This window comes from Geodermatophilus sp. SYSU D00696 (genome assembly GCF_054050235.1).
Map to the genome: position 1 here is coordinate 19,316 of NZ_JBJGYY010000007.1, position 14,506 is coordinate 33,821.

General features: G+C 75.0%; 16 protein-coding genes. 12 read left to right on the forward strand and 4 right to left on the reverse strand.

Annotated elements, in window-relative coordinates; all coding sequences use genetic code 11:
* Positions 1–16: 16 nt before the first annotated feature.
* Positions 17–1,018 carry a sigma-70 family RNA polymerase sigma factor gene (locus ACI79O_RS06390; protein WP_456889170.1) on the forward strand — a complete coding sequence of 334 codons (1,002 nt, stop codon included), beginning with the start codon at positions 17–19 and terminating at the stop codon, positions 1,016–1,018.
* Positions 1,019–1,028: 10 nt separating this feature from the next.
* Here ACI79O_RS06390 and ACI79O_RS06395 read toward each other — a convergent pair whose 3' ends face one another.
* Positions 1,029–2,132: a sensor histidine kinase gene (locus ACI79O_RS06395; protein ID WP_456913666.1), complete on the reverse strand. Its 1,104-nt coding sequence runs from the start codon at positions 2,130–2,132 to the stop codon at positions 1,029–1,031.
* Between the two features lie 74 nt (positions 2,133–2,206).
* Positions 2,207–2,935: a response regulator transcription factor gene (locus ACI79O_RS06400; protein ID WP_456889166.1), complete on the reverse strand. Its 729-nt coding sequence runs from the start codon at positions 2,933–2,935 to the stop codon at positions 2,207–2,209.
* A 162-nt stretch (positions 2,936–3,097) separates the two neighbouring features.
* On the opposite strand from ACI79O_RS06400, the gene ACI79O_RS06405 reads away from it, so the two are divergent.
* The 3 genes from ACI79O_RS06405 to ACI79O_RS06415 are packed head-to-tail and all read left to right on the forward strand — an operon-like array spanning position 3,098 to position 4,835.
* Entirely contained in the window at positions 3,098–4,078 is a 981-nt protein-coding gene (locus tag ACI79O_RS06405) for a CPBP family intramembrane glutamic endopeptidase (RefSeq protein ID WP_456913602.1), read from the forward strand.
* Positions 4,075–4,287, forward strand: a complete 213-nt coding sequence (locus ACI79O_RS06410) for a hypothetical protein (protein ID WP_456889161.1) — start codon at positions 4,075–4,077, stop codon at positions 4,285–4,287. Before ACI79O_RS06405 ends, ACI79O_RS06410 begins: the two co-directional genes overlap by 4 nt.
* 47 nt (positions 4,288–4,334) lie before the next feature.
* Positions 4,335–4,835, forward strand: coding sequence for a DUF4396 domain-containing protein (locus ACI79O_RS06415; protein WP_456889158.1), 501 nt, complete (start codon positions 4,335–4,337; stop codon positions 4,833–4,835).
* 70 nt (positions 4,836–4,905) lie between these two features.
* Here the strand turns inward: ACI79O_RS06415 and ACI79O_RS06420 are convergent, their stop codons facing one another.
* Both ACI79O_RS06420 and ACI79O_RS06425 read right to left on the reverse strand, forming a co-directional pair.
* Positions 4,906–5,190, reverse strand: a complete 285-nt coding sequence (locus tag ACI79O_RS06420; RefSeq protein ID WP_456913603.1) for a lipopolysaccharide assembly protein LapA domain-containing protein — start codon at positions 5,188–5,190, stop codon at positions 4,906–4,908.
* 20 nt (positions 5,191–5,210) lie between these two features.
* Positions 5,211–6,122, reverse strand: coding sequence for a YhjD/YihY/BrkB family envelope integrity protein (locus tag ACI79O_RS06425; RefSeq protein ID WP_456913604.1), 912 nt, complete (start codon positions 6,120–6,122; stop codon positions 5,211–5,213).
* A 551-nt stretch (positions 6,123–6,673) separates the two neighbouring features.
* Here ACI79O_RS06425 and ACI79O_RS06430 point away from each other — a divergent pair.
* From ACI79O_RS06430 to ACI79O_RS06465, 8 genes are all read left to right on the forward strand, one after another.
* Positions 6,674–7,048 carry a helix-turn-helix domain-containing protein gene (locus ACI79O_RS06430; protein WP_456877530.1) on the forward strand — a complete coding sequence of 125 codons (375 nt, stop codon included), beginning with the start codon at positions 6,674–6,676 and terminating at the stop codon, positions 7,046–7,048.
* A gap of 65 nt (positions 7,049–7,113) precedes the next feature.
* Positions 7,114–8,082, forward strand: a complete 969-nt coding sequence (locus ACI79O_RS06435; protein ID WP_456913605.1) for a hypothetical protein — start codon at positions 7,114–7,116, stop codon at positions 8,080–8,082.
* Between the two features lie 21 nt (positions 8,083–8,103).
* Positions 8,104–8,718 (forward strand): hypothetical protein, encoded by a 615-nt coding sequence (locus tag ACI79O_RS06440; protein WP_456889144.1) that lies wholly within the window; start codon positions 8,104–8,106, stop codon positions 8,716–8,718.
* A 36-nt stretch (positions 8,719–8,754) separates the two neighbouring features.
* Positions 8,755–10,077 carry a hypothetical protein gene (locus ACI79O_RS06445; RefSeq protein ID WP_456889140.1) on the forward strand — a complete coding sequence of 441 codons (1,323 nt, stop codon included), beginning with the start codon at positions 8,755–8,757 and terminating at the stop codon, positions 10,075–10,077.
* A 5-nt stretch (positions 10,078–10,082) separates the two neighbouring features.
* Positions 10,083–10,583 carry a hypothetical protein gene (locus ACI79O_RS06450; protein ID WP_456889138.1) on the forward strand — a complete coding sequence of 167 codons (501 nt, stop codon included), beginning with the start codon at positions 10,083–10,085 and terminating at the stop codon, positions 10,581–10,583.
* Positions 10,580–12,067, forward strand: coding sequence for a hypothetical protein (locus ACI79O_RS06455; RefSeq protein WP_456913606.1), 1,488 nt, complete (start codon positions 10,580–10,582; stop codon positions 12,065–12,067). Before ACI79O_RS06450 ends, ACI79O_RS06455 begins: the two co-directional genes overlap by 4 nt.
* On the forward strand, positions 12,067–13,215 hold the full coding sequence (locus ACI79O_RS06460; RefSeq protein ID WP_456889134.1) for a hypothetical protein: 1,149 nt from the start codon (positions 12,067–12,069) through the stop codon (positions 13,213–13,215). Before ACI79O_RS06455 ends, ACI79O_RS06460 begins: the two co-directional genes overlap by 1 nt.
* Positions 13,216–13,230: 15 nt before the next feature.
* Entirely contained in the window at positions 13,231–14,490 is a 1,260-nt protein-coding gene (locus ACI79O_RS06465) for a DUF2272 domain-containing protein (RefSeq protein ID WP_456889132.1), read from the forward strand.
* Positions 14,491–14,506 lie beyond the last annotated feature (16 nt).

The following is a 14,506-nucleotide window of genomic DNA, read 5'->3' on the forward strand; positions in this document are numbered from 1 at the left end:
AGGAGGGTGGTCCGGGGTGACCAGCGTGCTGAGCGGGGTGTCCGGTGAGATCGACCCGCGGTTGCTCGAGCACCGGCGCGAGCTGACGGGGTACTGCTACCGGATGCTCGGGTCGAGCTTCGACGCCGACGACGCGGTGCAGGAGACGCTGGTCCGCGCGTGGAAGAGCCTGGCCGACTTCGAGGGCCGCTCCTCGCTGCGGTCCTGGCTCTACCGGATCGCCACCAACGTCTGCCTCGACCAGCTCGCCGGCCGCCGGCGCCGGGCCCTGCCGATGGACCTCTCCGGGCAGTCGTGGTCGCCGGTGGAGGCGTCGCTGGCGGCCAAGCGGCCGGCCGAGGCCTGGGTGGAGCCGGTGCTCGACCGGCAGGTCCTGCCCGAGGACGGCGACCCGGCCGAGCGCGCGGTGGCCCGGGAGTCGGTGCGGCTGGCGTTCGTCGCCGCGCTGCAGCACCTGCCGCCGCGGCAGCGCGCCGTGCTGCTGCTGCGCGACGTGCTGCGCTGGCGGGCCGACGAGGTGGCCGACCTGCTCGACAACACGGTCGCCTCGGTCAACAGCGCGCTGCAGCGGGCCCGGGCCACGCTGGCCGCGATGGGCGGCACCCCCGAGGAACGGCCGCTCGACGCCGACCACCGCGACCTGCTCGCCCGCTACCTCGACGCCTTCGAGCGCTACGACATCGACGCCTTCGTCGCGCTGCTGCACGAGGACGCCACCCAGCACATGCCGCCGTTCGAGATGTGGCTGGGCAGCGCCGCCGACATCGGCACCTGGATGCTGGGCCCCGGCAGCGGCTGCCGGAACTCGCGGTTCGTGCAGACGGAGGCCAACGGCAGCCCGGCGGTGGCCCAGTACCGGCCGACCGCCGAGGGTGGCCACGCGCCGTGGGCCCTGCACGTGCTGGAGATCGAGGGCGACCGGATCCGGCACATCACGAGCTTCCTCGACCTCGACAACGACCTGTTCGCCCGGCTCGGCCTGCCCGCCGCCGAGGAGCTGGACGCGGCACGGGCCTGACGGCCGGCGGTCACCGCCCCGGATCGGCCGGGAGGCGGACGTCGAACTCGGCGCCGCCGGTGGGCTGGCCCCGTGCCCGCACCCGGCCGCCGTGCGCCTCGACCAGGACCCGGACGACGGCGAGCCCCTGACCGGTCCCGCCCGTGTCCCGTGACCGGGACGGACCGGCCCGCCAGAAGCGGTCGAAGACGTGCGCCGCGTCCTCGGGAGTCAGGCCCGCCCCGGTGTCCCGGACGGTGAGGCGGACCTCGCCGTCGCGCCGGTCGAGCCCGACGTCGACCCGGCCGCCCGCCGGGGTGTGGCGCAGCGCGTTGTCGAGGAGGTTGCCGAGCACCTGGGTGAGCCGCTCGGGGTCCGCGGCGACCTCGAGGGCCCCGGTCCCGTCCCGGGGCGGGTCCAGGTGCAGTCCGATCCCGGCGTCGACGGCGCGGGCGCGGAAGCCGGCGAGCACGGTGGCGGCGAGCGCGGCGAGGTCGACCGGACGCCGCCGCAGGGAGAGCTGACCGGCGTCGGCCAGGCTGAGGGTCTTGAGGTCCTCGACGAGCCGGGCGAGGGTGCGGGTCTGCTGCACCAGTCCGGCGAGGCCCGCGGCGTCGAGGGGCAGCACGCCGTCCCGCACCGCCTCCAGGCGGCCCTGCAGGATGGTCAGCGGGGTGCGCAGCTCGTGGGCGACCGCGGCCGCGGTGACCCGCCGCTCGGTGTCCAGCCGCTCGAGTGCGGCGGCCATGCCGTCGAAGTCGCCGACCAGCCGGGCGGCCTCGTCGCGGGCGTCCGCCGGGGCCGCCCGGGGCCGCCACCGTCGCCGGCCGCCCGCGGGCAGCAGGGGCCCGGCCCGGGCGGAGAGGTCACCGGCGGCGACCCGGCGGGCCGCGGCGGAGACCGCCTGCAGCGGGCGGGCCAGCCGCCGGGCGACGAGCAGGCCGAGCAGTGCCCCGAGCCCCGCGGTGAGGGCGGTGAGCAGGGCCAGCTCGGCCGCGCCGTCGAAGTCGCCGCCGCGGATCTGGGCCTCGACGAGGTCGGCGGTCTCCGGCGGCAGCCGCCGCTCGAAGTAGACCAGCGTCACCGGCAGGGCGAGCAGCGCGGTGAACGCCGCGACGGCCGCCATGGCCGTCATCAGCCGCACGGCGATGCTGCGCCGCGGCCACCGGAGCCGGCGTCGGGGTCCCGGGGAGGCCGCGTCGTCCGGGTTCACGGCGGTGGCGGCGCGGGTGCGCGGCGCAGCCGGTAGCCCGCGCCGCGCACCGTCTCCAGCAGCCGGTCCTCGCCCGCGGCGGCCAGCTTGCGGCGCAGGTTGGACAGGTGCGCGTCGACGACGCGGTCGAGCGCGGCCGACCCCGGCAGGGCGGCGTCGAGCAGCTGCGCGCGGGTGAGGACCCGGCCCGCGGACCGGGCCAGGTGCTCCAGCAGCCGGTACTCGCTCAGCGTGAGCGGCAGCGGCCGGCCGCCGACGGTGGCGGTCAGCGCGGCGGGGTCGACCTCCAGCGGGCCCACCCGCAGCACCCGCGGCGGTCGCGGGCCCGGTGCGGCCCGGCGGAGGACGGCCCGCACCCGGGCGACGACCTCGGGCGGGCTGAACGGCTTGAGCACGTAGTCGTCGGCGCCCATGTGCAGCCCGAGCAGCTTGTCGACGTCCTCGTCCCTCGCGGTCACCATGATCACCGGGGTGGGTGCCGACGCGCGGATGCGGCGGAGCACCTCGAAGCCGTCGAGGCCGGGCAGCCGCACGTCGAGCAGGACCAGGTCCGGGCGCAGGCCCCGGTGGCGTTCCACGGCGCTGACCCCGTCGGCGGCGCGGGCGGTGCGGTACCCGTCGCGGTGCAGGTAGGCCTCGAGGACCTCGGCGATCTGCGGCTCGTCCTCGACGACGAGCACCAGGGGTTCCGGCCCGGCCGGCGGGGCGGTCGCGGGGACGCTCACGGCAGCGACCGTAGCGACCGGCCAGGCCCGCCGGAGGTCCGCGACGGCCGTCTTCACCGGGCCTTGACACGGTCTTCGACCGGCCTCGACGCGCCGTCCCCACGCTTCCTCCCGTCCCTGCCGCGGAGCGGTCGCGGCGGGCCGAGGCGAGGGGAGGACCGGGTGGTGCGACGGGTCTTCCGGCGGCACCCGGTGGCGTCGCTGTGGACGGTGGCGGTGCTGCTGGAGGTGGCGCTGATCGCCGCGTTCCTGCTCACCGGCGCGCAGGCGACGGCGGACCGGGCGCTCGAGGAGTCGGGCATCGGGTTCAACACCGACCTGGTGACCGCCGTGCGGCTGGTGGTGGAGGCCCCCTACGCGGCAGGCGCGGTCGGGCTGGCGATCGCCCAGGTCGCCGCGCCGGACCTCGCCCTGCTCGTCGTCGCCGGCCTCGGCTTCGGCTCGGCCGGCCTGCTGGCCGTGCGACGCCGCTGGCGGCCGTGGTCGCGTGAGGTGGGACGGCGGCGCGGGCTGCGGGTCTGGGTGGTGACGGTCGTGGTGTTCTCGGCGATGAACCTGGCCTCGGCGGGACTGCACTGGCTGACGCTGCGCGACGCCGGGTTCGTCCACTCGCCGCCGTCGCTGTCGCTGTCGTTCGCCGCGGCGTTCCTGGTGGCGATGTTCCTCGACGCCGGTGCGGTGTTCGAGGAGAGCGCCTGGCGGGGGTTCGCGCTGCCGCTGCTGCAGGCCCGGTACGCGCCGGTGGCCGCCTCCGTGGTGCTCGGGGTGCTGTGGTCGGCGTGGCACGTGCCGGTGAAGTTCGACCTGGCGCTGCTCTACGGGCCGGGTGGCTTCGCGGGCCTGTTCGCGGTGCTGACCGTGAAGTTCGTGCTGCTCAGCCTGGTCATGGCGTACTTCTGCAACCGCGTCGGGATCAGCGTCCCGCTGGCTGTCGTCATGCACGGGCTGTCCAACGACTCGGTGCGCCTGGGCGGGTTCGTCGACACCGACGTCTACGCCCACGTGCTGCTGAGCGAGGTGGACCTGATCGTCCCGATGGCGGTCGTCGCGGCCGTGCTGGTGTGGCGCACCCAGGGCCGGCTGGGCCTGCCCGCCGAGCCGGCCGCGGTCCAGGCCCCGCTCACGGCGGGAGCCCGACGGTGAGGGACCGCGCCGATGCCGTCCGGGCGCTGGAGGAGGCCGCCGCCGCGGCTCGCGCGGCCCTGATGACCGTGCCGGCGGCTCCCGCCGGCGACGGCATCCGGGAACGGCGGGCGCAGGATGACCGGCTGCGTGACGCCGCCGACCTGGTGGGGTCGTGGGCAGACGCCGTGGACGCGCTCGCCGACGTCGTGGAGGAGGGCGTTGACTAATACCCCCGTGGGGTATACAACGGGCGACGTCGACGGAGGAGGCCGAGATGACGACGCACACGGCGCACGAGAACGGCACCCACCAGACGCCGCCTGCTCCGGGCCGGGTCCCCTGGGCCGCGGCGGTGCAGGCGACGCTGCACTGCCTCACCGGCTGCGCCATCGGCGAGGTGCTCGGCGTGGTCATCGGCACGTTGCTGGGGTGGTCCACCGCGGCGACCGTCGTCCTGGCGGTCGCGCTGGCGTTCGTCTTCGGCTACGCGCTGACGATGCGCGGGGTGCTGCTGGCCGGCCTGCCGTTCCGCCGGGCGCTGCGGGTAGCCCTGGCCGCCGACACCGTCTCGATCGCGGTGATGGAGCTGGTCGACAACGGCGTCCTGGTCAGCGTCCCGGGTGCGATGGAGGCCGGCCTGACCTCGGCGTTCTTCTGGCTCTCGCTGGCCGCCGCCCTCGCTGTGGCGTTCGTCGTCACCCTGCCGATCAACCGCTGGATGATGAGCCGCGGCCGCGGGCACGCCGTCGTCCACGCGTCCCACGTCCACCACTGAGCGCGGGAGCGGCGACGCGGTGGGGACCGCCCGGGGACGGCGATCGCTCCTCCTGCCGGCTGGCTGCGCCTCAGTCGGCCCGGGCTGCCCGCCGCGCCTTCCGGCGGCGGTGGCGCCGGAGGACGCCCACCCCGATCCACACGACCCCGCCGAGCACCGCGCTCACGAGCACGAGCAGCCACAGCGGCCAGGTAGAGCTCCAGAAGAGGAACCGCACCGTCACGTCGTCGCGGTTCTGCACCATGAAGGCGACCAGCAGCCCGCCGCCCGCCAGGGCGGCGATGGCCGCGCCGCTGAGACGTGCACCGTCGCGACGCGTACCGTCCGGGCTGCTGATCTCCGCCTGTCGGGCCATGACGTCCCTCCTCGGCGCCATCAGACCCCGGGTCGGGCTCGGGCGGCATCCTCCTCGGAGGACGAGGCCGGGCGCCCCGGCCCGGGACCACCGGCCGGGTCCGTCGCCGGTCCGAGCGCGGCTCGGAGCCGCCGGGCCCAGGGTTCGGGTGCGCGGTCGAGCTCGGCCCCGACGATCGTCGTGACCACGATGATGACCGCGACGCAGAGCAGCCAGCCCACCAGCGCGAGGGTCACGCCGAAGAGGCCGTACCTGCGGCTGTAGGACTCCATGAGCAGCGGCATGTAGACCGCCGTGGCCAGTGCGTAGGCGGCCGAGCAGACGGCCGCCAGGACGCCCGTGGGCAGCAGCCGGCGCCACGGGAGGCGGCCGCCGAGCAGCAGCCAGGGGATCGCGGCCCACAGCAGGCAGCCCGCCAGCACGTGGCCGGTCCAGCCCAGCACCCGGGGGACGGCTCCGGGAGCCGCCAACCCGTGCAGGAACGACAGCAGCAGGATCGTCAGGACCAGGGCCGCGATGCCCAGCAGCGCGTCGACCGACGCGCGGAGGCCGGCGCGTGCCGGGAGGCGCCAGGCCTGCTCGTACAGCCGCTGCAGCCGGCGGGCCAGCGAGACGCCGGAGAACACGAGCAGGACGACGCTCAGCGCGCCGGTGCCGGCGTCGCCGGCCACCGCGAACACCTGTCGCACGTCCTCGGCGGCCGCACCGCTCAGCCGGAACCGCTCGATCACCCCGTCGGCGACCAGGGAACCGTCGTCCCCCGGGGCCAACAGGGACGCCAGCAGGAGCAGCGGGATCAGCGCGGTGAAGGACTGGGCGGAGACGGCCATGGCCCGGTCGACGCCGCGCTGCTCCAGGAAGGCGGTGACGCAGCGGCCGGTGAACGTCGTCTCCAGCCGCCGGAGGACCGCCCCGGACCCGCGGACGACCACGCCGGCTCACCCCCGCGCGGCGGGCAGGGAGCGGGTCGGGACGAGGCACCGCGGGACGACGGGCGGCTCCCAGTGCGTCACCGGTCGACCCTGACCACTGCCGCGAGGCCGGCGCATCGTCCCGGCCGCATGATCCGGCGGACGGTCCCGCCACGGAGCGCGGGAGCGGTGACGCGGTGGTGACGCTCCGGTGACGGCGGCGGTGCATCCTCGCCGGGCGGACCGTCGCGCTGTCGGCCGGGGCCGGTTCCCGACCTGCCCGGGAATGGCGGCGCGATCCATTTCGTGCGTGCCTGGGAATCGAGCCGGAATGGTCGCCGCGGGCCCACGAGAACGGGCGGGTCCCGAAGACGTGTGACACGAGGTCGCATTACCCCGCGGGATACCGTCGGCGCCGTCCGACCGGAGCGAGCCGAGCGGAGGCCGGGGTGCGAGCGACCGCAGCAGCCAGCCGGACACCGGAGCCCCCGCTCGCCCCTGCCGACGTCGGGCCGTCCGCGGCGGTCGTACCAGGACCCCTCCCCGAGGACGACGACCCGACCGCCGCGGCCGTGGGCGAGCTGCGCCGCGCCGTCCGCGCGCTCCTGCGCCAGCGGTCCGGCGCGGGCGGGGAGATCCTGGTCCGCTTCGACGTCGACGGCCTGACCTGCCAGGTCGTGGTGGACCACGGTCCCGCGGAGCCCGGCGGGGTGTCGCTCAGCCCCCGCGAGGAGGAGATCGTCCGCATGGTGGCCCGCGGGTGCACCAACCGCATGATCGCGTCGGTCCTCGACATCAGCGAGTGGACGGTCGGGACCCACCTGCGCCGCGTGTTCTCCAAGCTCGAGGTGAACTCCCGGGCCGCCATGGTCGCCCGCCTCCTCGCCGACGGCGGCCGGCGTCCCCCGTCCGAGCGACGTGGGGACGTGCGACCCGGGAACGTGTGAATGGGCCGGCAAAGGCGTCCTCCTTAGTCTCGGGCGGCCAGGAATGCACGATGAGGGAGGGCCTCATGAGCGTTTCGCAGGACGGCGCGGTCGGGTTCGAGGCGCTCGATCCGGAACTGGCGGGCGAGCCCGAGGACGAGTTCGAGGACGAGATGTTCGGCGAGCCGTCGACGGAGAGCCCGCTCGGCGAGTACGAGGACGAGTTCGAGGACGAGGGCGAGGAGTTCCTCGGCGGACTGCTCAAGGGCATCGGCGGCGCGCTCGGCCTGGGCGGCGACGGGGAGCTCGAGGACGAGTACGAGGACGAGTACGAGGACGAGGTCCTCGGCGGGCTCCCGGCGGTCCAGCAGGAGTACGAGGACGAGCAGTTCCTCCCGCTCCTGGCCGCGGCGGCGCCCCTCGCCGCCAAGGCCCTGCCCCTGGCCGCCAAGTTCCTGCCCGGCGCCATGAGCGCCATCAGCGGCCTGTTCGGCCGCCGCCGCAGGCGGGTCCGTCGCCGCGAGGGTGAGTACGAGGGCGAGTACGAGGACGAGCTGGAGTACGAGCTGGAGTACGAGGACGAGTCCCCGGCCGCGCCCATGACGAAGAACGAGGCGATCGCCCAGACGATGGCCGCGGCGGCCGCCCGGACGCCGTCGACCCACGAGGCGGAGGCGCTGATCGGGGCAGCGACGGTCATGATGATCACGCCGCGCGAGCAGGCCGTGCTGCAGCGGCTGGTCCCCGACATCGTGCCCAAGCTGGTGCAGGTCAACAGCATCCTCACCCGCATGGCGCGGCGGCGGCAGGGGACCCAGCCGATCGTCACGATCCTGCCGACGGCGGTGACCCGCGCGACCGTCCGGCCGCTGGTGCGCCGTGCCCGGCGCGGGCAGCCGGTGACCCGGAGCACCGTCGGCCGCGTCGTCCAGACGCAGACCCGGCGGGCGCTGACCCAGCCGCCGGTGGCCGCCCGCGCCGCGCAGCGCAACCAGCGGGCCGTCCGCCGGATGACCCAGCCCCCTCGTGCGCGCCGCGGCGCGCTGACCGGCTGACGACCCCGAGGAGACGCGGCGATGTCGATCACGATGGAGGACCTCCTCCCGGCCGCCGGCGAGCTCGAGCCCTACGGCGACCCCGAGGACGAGCTCTTCGGCGACCAGGAGTACGAGGCGGGGACGTCACCGGCCGCCGAGATCCGGCTCATGGAGCACCTGGCGGCCATGGCGGCGCAGACGGAGTCCGAGTCGGAGGCCGAGGCCTTCCTCGGCGCGCTGCCGGCGCTGGCGGCCCGGCTCGCCCCCGCGGCGGCCCGCTGGGTCCCGGAGCTGACCAAGCGGGCGGTGCAGCTGGGCCGGCAGCTGTGGAACAGCCCGGCGGCCAAGCCCTACGTCCAGGCGCTGCCGCACGTCGTCCGCCGCACCACGGCCGATGTCGCGGGGCGGTACTCGCGCGGCGCCCCGGTGTCCCTGGACCTGGTGAGCCGCCGGTTCGCCCACCACGCCTCCCAGGCGCTGCGGCACCCCGACCGGCGCCGCCGGGTGATCCAGCGGGCCCGCCGGGCGGACCAGGCGTGGCTCGCGGAGGCCCGCCGGCGCGCCGCGCAGGCCAACGGCGGGGGACCGGGTCGCCCGCCCGGTGTCCCGCGCCGGTCGATCGTCGTCAACGGGCAGCGCTGGTGCCGGTGCTGAGACGCACCCGGCCGGGTCCAGTCGAGGAGCGTGGTCATGAGCGCGCCAGCCGCAGCGGCGACGCACCGCGGGCGGGGGAGCGACCCCCGCCCGTCGCCGCCGCGGCCGCCCGCGGTCCTCGGCCGGTGGACCAGCGCGCAGGCCCGCAACCTCGAACGCCACGCGCTGGCGCTGCGCCCGTTCACCCGTGAGGAGTTCGGCACCGGGCACGCCGCACCCACCCAGGGGCACGTGGAGGCGGTCAACGCGCTGATCACCCGGCTGCGCGAGCCGCTGCTGACGCTCAACCGGCGGGTCGCGGCCCTCGCCTCGCGGGCGCAGGCCGACCCGACCCCGGAGCGGCTGCGGCGGCTGGTCGCGGCCGGGGAGGTCGCGCACGAGCACGTGCGGGCGGTGGAGCGGGTCTGGGACTTCTACATGGCGTTCTTCGGCCAGCGGCAGGGCCGGTTCGGCGAGTGGCTGCTCGGCTGCGACCGGATCGCGCTCGACTGCTACCAGGACGCCTTCCTGGGCCTGGGCACCGCCCGGTCGGTCCCGCAGCCGGCGCCGATGTGCTGCATGGAGGCCGGACCCACCCCGGCCACCTTCCGGCGGGACGTCCGGCTGCGGCGGCTGGGGTTCCAGCGCAACCCCTTCCCGCAGATCCAGCTGCCCTACCACCGGCTGGTGAACCCCTGGACGCTGGGCGCGGTCCTCCACGAGGTCAGCCACAACCTGCAGAACGAGCTCGGCCTCGCCCGGGTGGTCCCGGAGACCCTCGAGCGCCGGCTGGTCGAGGCGGGGCACCAGCCCGAGGTCGCCCGGGTGTGGCGTCGGTGGAACCGGGAGACCTTCGCCGACCTGTGCGGCCTGCTCCTGGGCGGTCCCGCCGTCGTCGCCTCGCTGATGGACATCCTGGCCCGCGGCCCGGTCAGCGTCTGGACCTACAACCCGACGGCGGTGCACCCGACGCCGTACCTGCGGCTGTTCATCAGCGCCGAGCTGCTGACGCGGATGGGTTTCCCCGAGGAGGCCGAGGGCTCGCGGCGGGCGTGGCGGCGCACCTACGGCCGGCGTGCGGCGCCGTTCCCGCAGGCGCTGCTGGAGTCGGCCGACGACGCCGTGCGCCTCGTCGTCGACACCATGTGCTTCCGGCCGTACGAGGCCCTCGGCCGCCGGTCGCTGGCCCAGGTGATCCGCTTCGCCCCCAAGGAGCAGCAGATGATCGAGGAGGCCGCGGGGCGCCTGGCCCGGGGGATCGACCCGGGCATCCTCCCGGAGCGGTTCCTCATCGGGGCCGCCCGGCTGGCCTTCGACCGGCGGCTGGCCCCGCCCGAGGTCGTCACCCGCCACTTCTACCGCGACCTCGCCCGGCGGTGAGCGCGATGAGTGTCCCGACCGCGCTCGCCGAGCTCACCGAGGGCTGCCGGCAGCTCCGCGCCGAGCTCCGCTCGCTCGGGTTGACGCTGGGCGAGGACGCGCCGGCGGACCTGTCGGTCGTGGACCGGCTCGGGCGGGCCGTGGACGACCTCGACGGGCGCGCCGAGGAGGCGTACTACAGCACGCTGCTCGCGTCCGAGGCCGCGGAGCGGCTCGACCTGGTCGGCGCCCAGCGCCAGCTGGCGGCGGCGCAGACGGCGCTGACCGTGCTCGCCGACCGCTTCCGGGACGACCTCGTCTCCTACGACGCCCTGGAACCGGTCGCCGCGCTGCGGCACCGCGGGGGTGCGTGGCCGGCCTGGGTGCGGGTGGTCCGGCAGGGGATCGACCGCTGCCGGCCGCGGGTCGCCGCGGTCCAGGAGGCGCAGTGCCGGTGCTGGCAGGAGCTCGCTGACCGCGCCCCGGTGGGGCCGGTCTACGTACACACGCCGGGGAGGACGGGATGAACTACCCAGCCGGGAACGGGAGAGGGGACAAGGAGCTGGCCGATGCCCTGCGCCAGTTCCTGGCCTACCCGGTGCAGACGACCGCCACGGCGCCTGCCCGCGAGCGGGAGGAGGGCGGAACCGGCGACCTCCAGGACTCCGTCGACCGCGTGATCGGCAACGTCCTGGGCTGGCGGCGCCGGCCCACCCGCATCGACGGTGTCCTGTCCGCGCTGGAGCAGGCCTTCGAGCCGTACGAGAAACACGGGCGGGTGCTCTATCGCCACAAGCCCGGCATCGCCAGCTTCCACAGCGAGCTGGAGGGCGGGGTCGTGGGCGCGCAGGCGAGCCTCCACGTCCGGGCCACGGAGTCACTGAGTCGTTCCGTCGGCCTCCTGCGAGACCTCGCTCCCCTCCTCGAGACCACGGACGACGAGGTCTGCGCCGCGTTGAAGAGCGTCATCGAGACCGAGTTCCGCGAGCTGGTGGAGGAGCTCGGCCGGTTGGGCGGGCCCCGCGTACCGCGCGTGGACCAGCTCTGGCGGGTCCTCCTCGGCTACGAGAGCACGGCGGTCACCGATCCCGACCTCGTGGAGGGCCGGCTGGGGGAGCTCCGAGAGGAACTGGGCCTGCGGCAGGCCGGCTCGGACGACCGGGTCAACAACGCCGCAGAGGAACAGCAGTTGACCAGCTTCCGCATCATCGTCGACGACCTCGTGTCCCTGCGGACGAGCTGGGACCGGGACAAGCGCTTCTTCGGGGGAGGGGACGACAACCCCTTCCTGGGACTCCAGCTGGTTCGGCTCGAGCGCCAGCTGTCCGTCGTGGCCGGCTCGGTCGACGAGCTGCGCGCGGCCCTCGACGCGGTGCTCATCGACGTCGACGAGCGCCGGACGTTCCGGATCCCCATCTCCGGCGGCAGCATCATCCTCGAGGACCTGCTGGACTGGGCCGTGGACCTCGCCACGCAGGAGGGCCCGCACCTCATCCGCGGTGGTGGCCGCCTGGCGATCCCGAGGGCGCTGCTCCCGGCTGCACTCGAGCTGCGTGACCTCGTGGACCAGGCCATCGACGACGAGGGCGACCAGGACGGCGACCTGGGAATCCACTCGGTGCGTGTCCAGGAGGCACTGCGGTCACTGTGTCGTCACCTCCACGAGGTGGTCCTCGCGTCCTCCCAGGCGACACCGGACACGAAGCTCCCCCCGACGTACGTGATCAAGGGAGGTGGAGCGCGGATGGGCAACTGGCGGGGACAGATCCGGATGTACCGGGGCGCGGACGGCCTCTACCGGTCAAAGCGCATGGACCTGCCCATGGGGGCAGTCCAGTACAAGGTCCACCGCCTGGAGTCCGACGGCGGCGTGACCGAGTACCCCGAGCAGGGCCCTCGTAAGGACTATTCGGGTGTCGTCGGGACCGAGGGACCGCACGTCATCACCTTCGATCCACGAGCGGCCGAGACCACGCCCTATACAGCCTCTAGCGTGAGGCAGGTCTTCTGATGGCGACCGAAGCGCAGTACCAGGCTCTCCTCGACCGGTTCGCCCAGCTGCGGCAGGACGCGATCGACCAGCTGGGTGTCGACCTGCTCGAGACCCCGCGGCTGGCCGACGCCCTCGTCGACCAGATCGACGACTACGTGCGTCAGGCGGAGGAGGCCGACAAGGCCGCGCCGATCCCGCCGGACAGCGGCCTGGCCCAGCTGGTCGGACTCGGCCCGGAGGCCGCGCGGCAGTTCGGTCAGACGCGCATCCCCCAGGGGGTCGAGCACTACGACGAGACGGTCACGTCCGAGCGGATCATCGCGATCGGCGACCTCTACTACATCTACCAGCACGAGCGCGTCGGGGTGTTCCGCGTCGTCCGCAAGCTGCGGGAGCTGTTCCGCAACGGCGCCGTCCGGCTGTCGTCGGGACCGGGCGCCTACGGGCTGTACCAGTTCGACCGGCGGGAGGTCCTGCGCGGGACCCGGTACGAGCGGGCCGCCGCGTACCGGCGGGCGTTCGGCTACGGGGTGAGGACGCCGCAGGGCGACGCCCGCCCGAACCGGGAGTTCCACCCGCTGTTCACGCTGTTCAACCGGCACGTCGCCCAGTACTGGCGGGACAAGCGCATCTCGGACGTGATCCGCGACCGCGCCAACGACCCGACGTTCGGCAGCATCGCCGTCGTCCGGCGGGCCGGCCTCGACCTGCGCAACAACCTGAAGTTCGTGTCCTACGGCAACATCAACGTGCTCCGCGTCGAGGTCATGCAGCTGCTCGAGGAGGCCTTCCGCATCCTCGACGCCGACGACGTCAAGCGCGTCTTCGGGGCCGACAACGCGTGGGACGTCGTGGAGGAGGTCCTGACGCGCTACTTCCACGAGCCCCTGATGACCTCGCCGCGGCAGCGGATGGCGGTCACCGGCCGGGAGATCCTGCGCTGGCTGGCCCAGCCGCACGTGCTGCAGAGCGGCCGCACGGAGTTCGAGGCGCTGCTGCTGCAGGTCGCCGAGGACTCGGAGGAGTGGCTGACCAGCGCCCAGGCGATCGGTGTGGTCACCGACCGGGCGGCGCCGCAGGTCACCGCCCTGCCGGCGCAGGATCGCCGGCCGCGCCCGGTGGCCCCGGTGCGATCCGGCCGGCGTCGCGACCTGGCACTCGGGTGACGGGGGAGGAGCACCGTGCACCAGCAGACGCTGCCGGGGCGGCGGGACCACTGGTACGCCGCCGAGTCCCAGGCTCGGACCCGGGCGGTGCGCCGGGCGCGGGCCCTCGGGCCGGGGTGGACCGTCGTCCACGATCCCCAGCCGCGGCCGCACTACCACCTCGCCCGGCTGACCCGTCGTGCGGACGGCCGGCTGGCTCGGCGGCGGGTGGGGACGCGCTGGTTCTACGGCGGACGGTCTCCGTACGTCGACATCGCGTCCACCGACCGGGCCGAGGAGGCCGAGCCGGGCAGAGGAACGGGAGCGTTACCGGTCGACACGGGGCTCGCGCTCGTGGAGGCGCTCAGCGAGGCCGGGGGCGGCAACACCGTCGAGATCGCCGCGTTCGCGTTCGGGGACGCACCGCTCCGTCGCGGGTCCCGCGGTCCCGGCGTCGTGGCGCTGCAGAGGGCGCTGACCACCCTCGGCACGCCGCTGACCGCCGACGGCGTGTTCGGCCCCGCCACCGAACGTGCGGTGCGCGACTTCCAGGCATCGGCCGGCCTCGTCGTCGACGGCGTCGTGGGGTCGGGGACGAGGGCCGCGCTGGCCGGCGCACTGGCTCGTCGAGGCGTCGGGCCGGCCCCGGCGCCCAGACCGGCGGCGGGGTCATTGGCGGTGGCCATCGCGCGCGTCGCCGAGGCGGAACACGCCCGCTGGCGACCCGGAGGGGGTCCGGCGCTGGTGGAGACCGACCGGGCGGCCGGGCCGATCCTGCAGGAGTACTACCGGACCGGGGTCGGCATGGAGGTCCCCCTGGCCCAGCTGGCGCGCGCCGCCCATCAGCAGGGCAACCCGTGGAGCGCCGTGTTCGTCTCCTACGTCATGCGGACCGCCGGTGCCGGAGGGCACTTCGCCTACTCCCGGGCGCACCAGACCTACATCCGCGCTGCTCGGCGCAACCGGCTCGACCGCAACGCCGGCAACCCGTTCTGGGCGTACCGGGTCACCGAGATCGCGCCGCAGGTCGGCGACCTCGTCTGCGCCGAACGGAGCAACAGCGGCGCCACCTACGACAACATCGGTGACGCCACGATCCGGGCCACGCACTGCGACATCGTCACCGCCGTCCGGCCGGGGCGGGTGTGCACCATCGGGGGCAACGTGTCGCAGACCGTCGGACACAAGTGGGTCCGCACGCGCCCCGACGGGCGGCTGCAGACCGACGGCAACCAACGGCGCTACTTCGCCGTCATCAGCAGTTCGGGGAGCCGAGCCGTGGCCCGGCCGGCATAGCCGCCCCTTCGGCGCC

Bases quoted from the DNA above. Each gene is read 5' to 3' on its own strand.
- ACI79O_RS06420 (WP_456913603.1), bottom strand. From the start codon at position 5,190: ATGGCCCGACAGGCGGAGATCAGCAGCCCGGACGGTACGCGTCGCGAC.
- ACI79O_RS06435 (WP_456913605.1), top strand. From the start codon at position 7,114: ATGAGCGTTTCGCAGGACGGCGCGGTCGGGTTCGAGGCGCTCGATCCG.
- ACI79O_RS06450 (WP_456889138.1), top strand. From the start codon at position 10,083: ATGAGTGTCCCGACCGCGCTCGCCGAGCTCACCGAGGGCTGCCGGCAG.
- ACI79O_RS06415 (WP_456889158.1), top strand. From the start codon at position 4,335: ATGACGACGCACACGGCGCACGAGAACGGCACCCACCAGACGCCGCCT.
- ACI79O_RS06455 (WP_456913606.1), top strand. From the start codon at position 10,580: ATGAACTACCCAGCCGGGAACGGGAGAGGGGACAAGGAGCTGGCCGAT.
- ACI79O_RS06460 (WP_456889134.1), top strand. From the start codon at position 12,067: ATGGCGACCGAAGCGCAGTACCAGGCTCTCCTCGACCGGTTCGCCCAG.
- ACI79O_RS06395 (WP_456913666.1), bottom strand. From the start codon at position 2,132: ATGACGGCCATGGCGGCCGTCGCGGCGTTCACCGCGCTGCTCGCCCTG.
- ACI79O_RS06440 (WP_456889144.1), top strand. From the start codon at position 8,104: ATGTCGATCACGATGGAGGACCTCCTCCCGGCCGCCGGCGAGCTCGAG.
- ACI79O_RS06445 (WP_456889140.1), top strand. From the start codon at position 8,755: ATGAGCGCGCCAGCCGCAGCGGCGACGCACCGCGGGCGGGGGAGCGAC.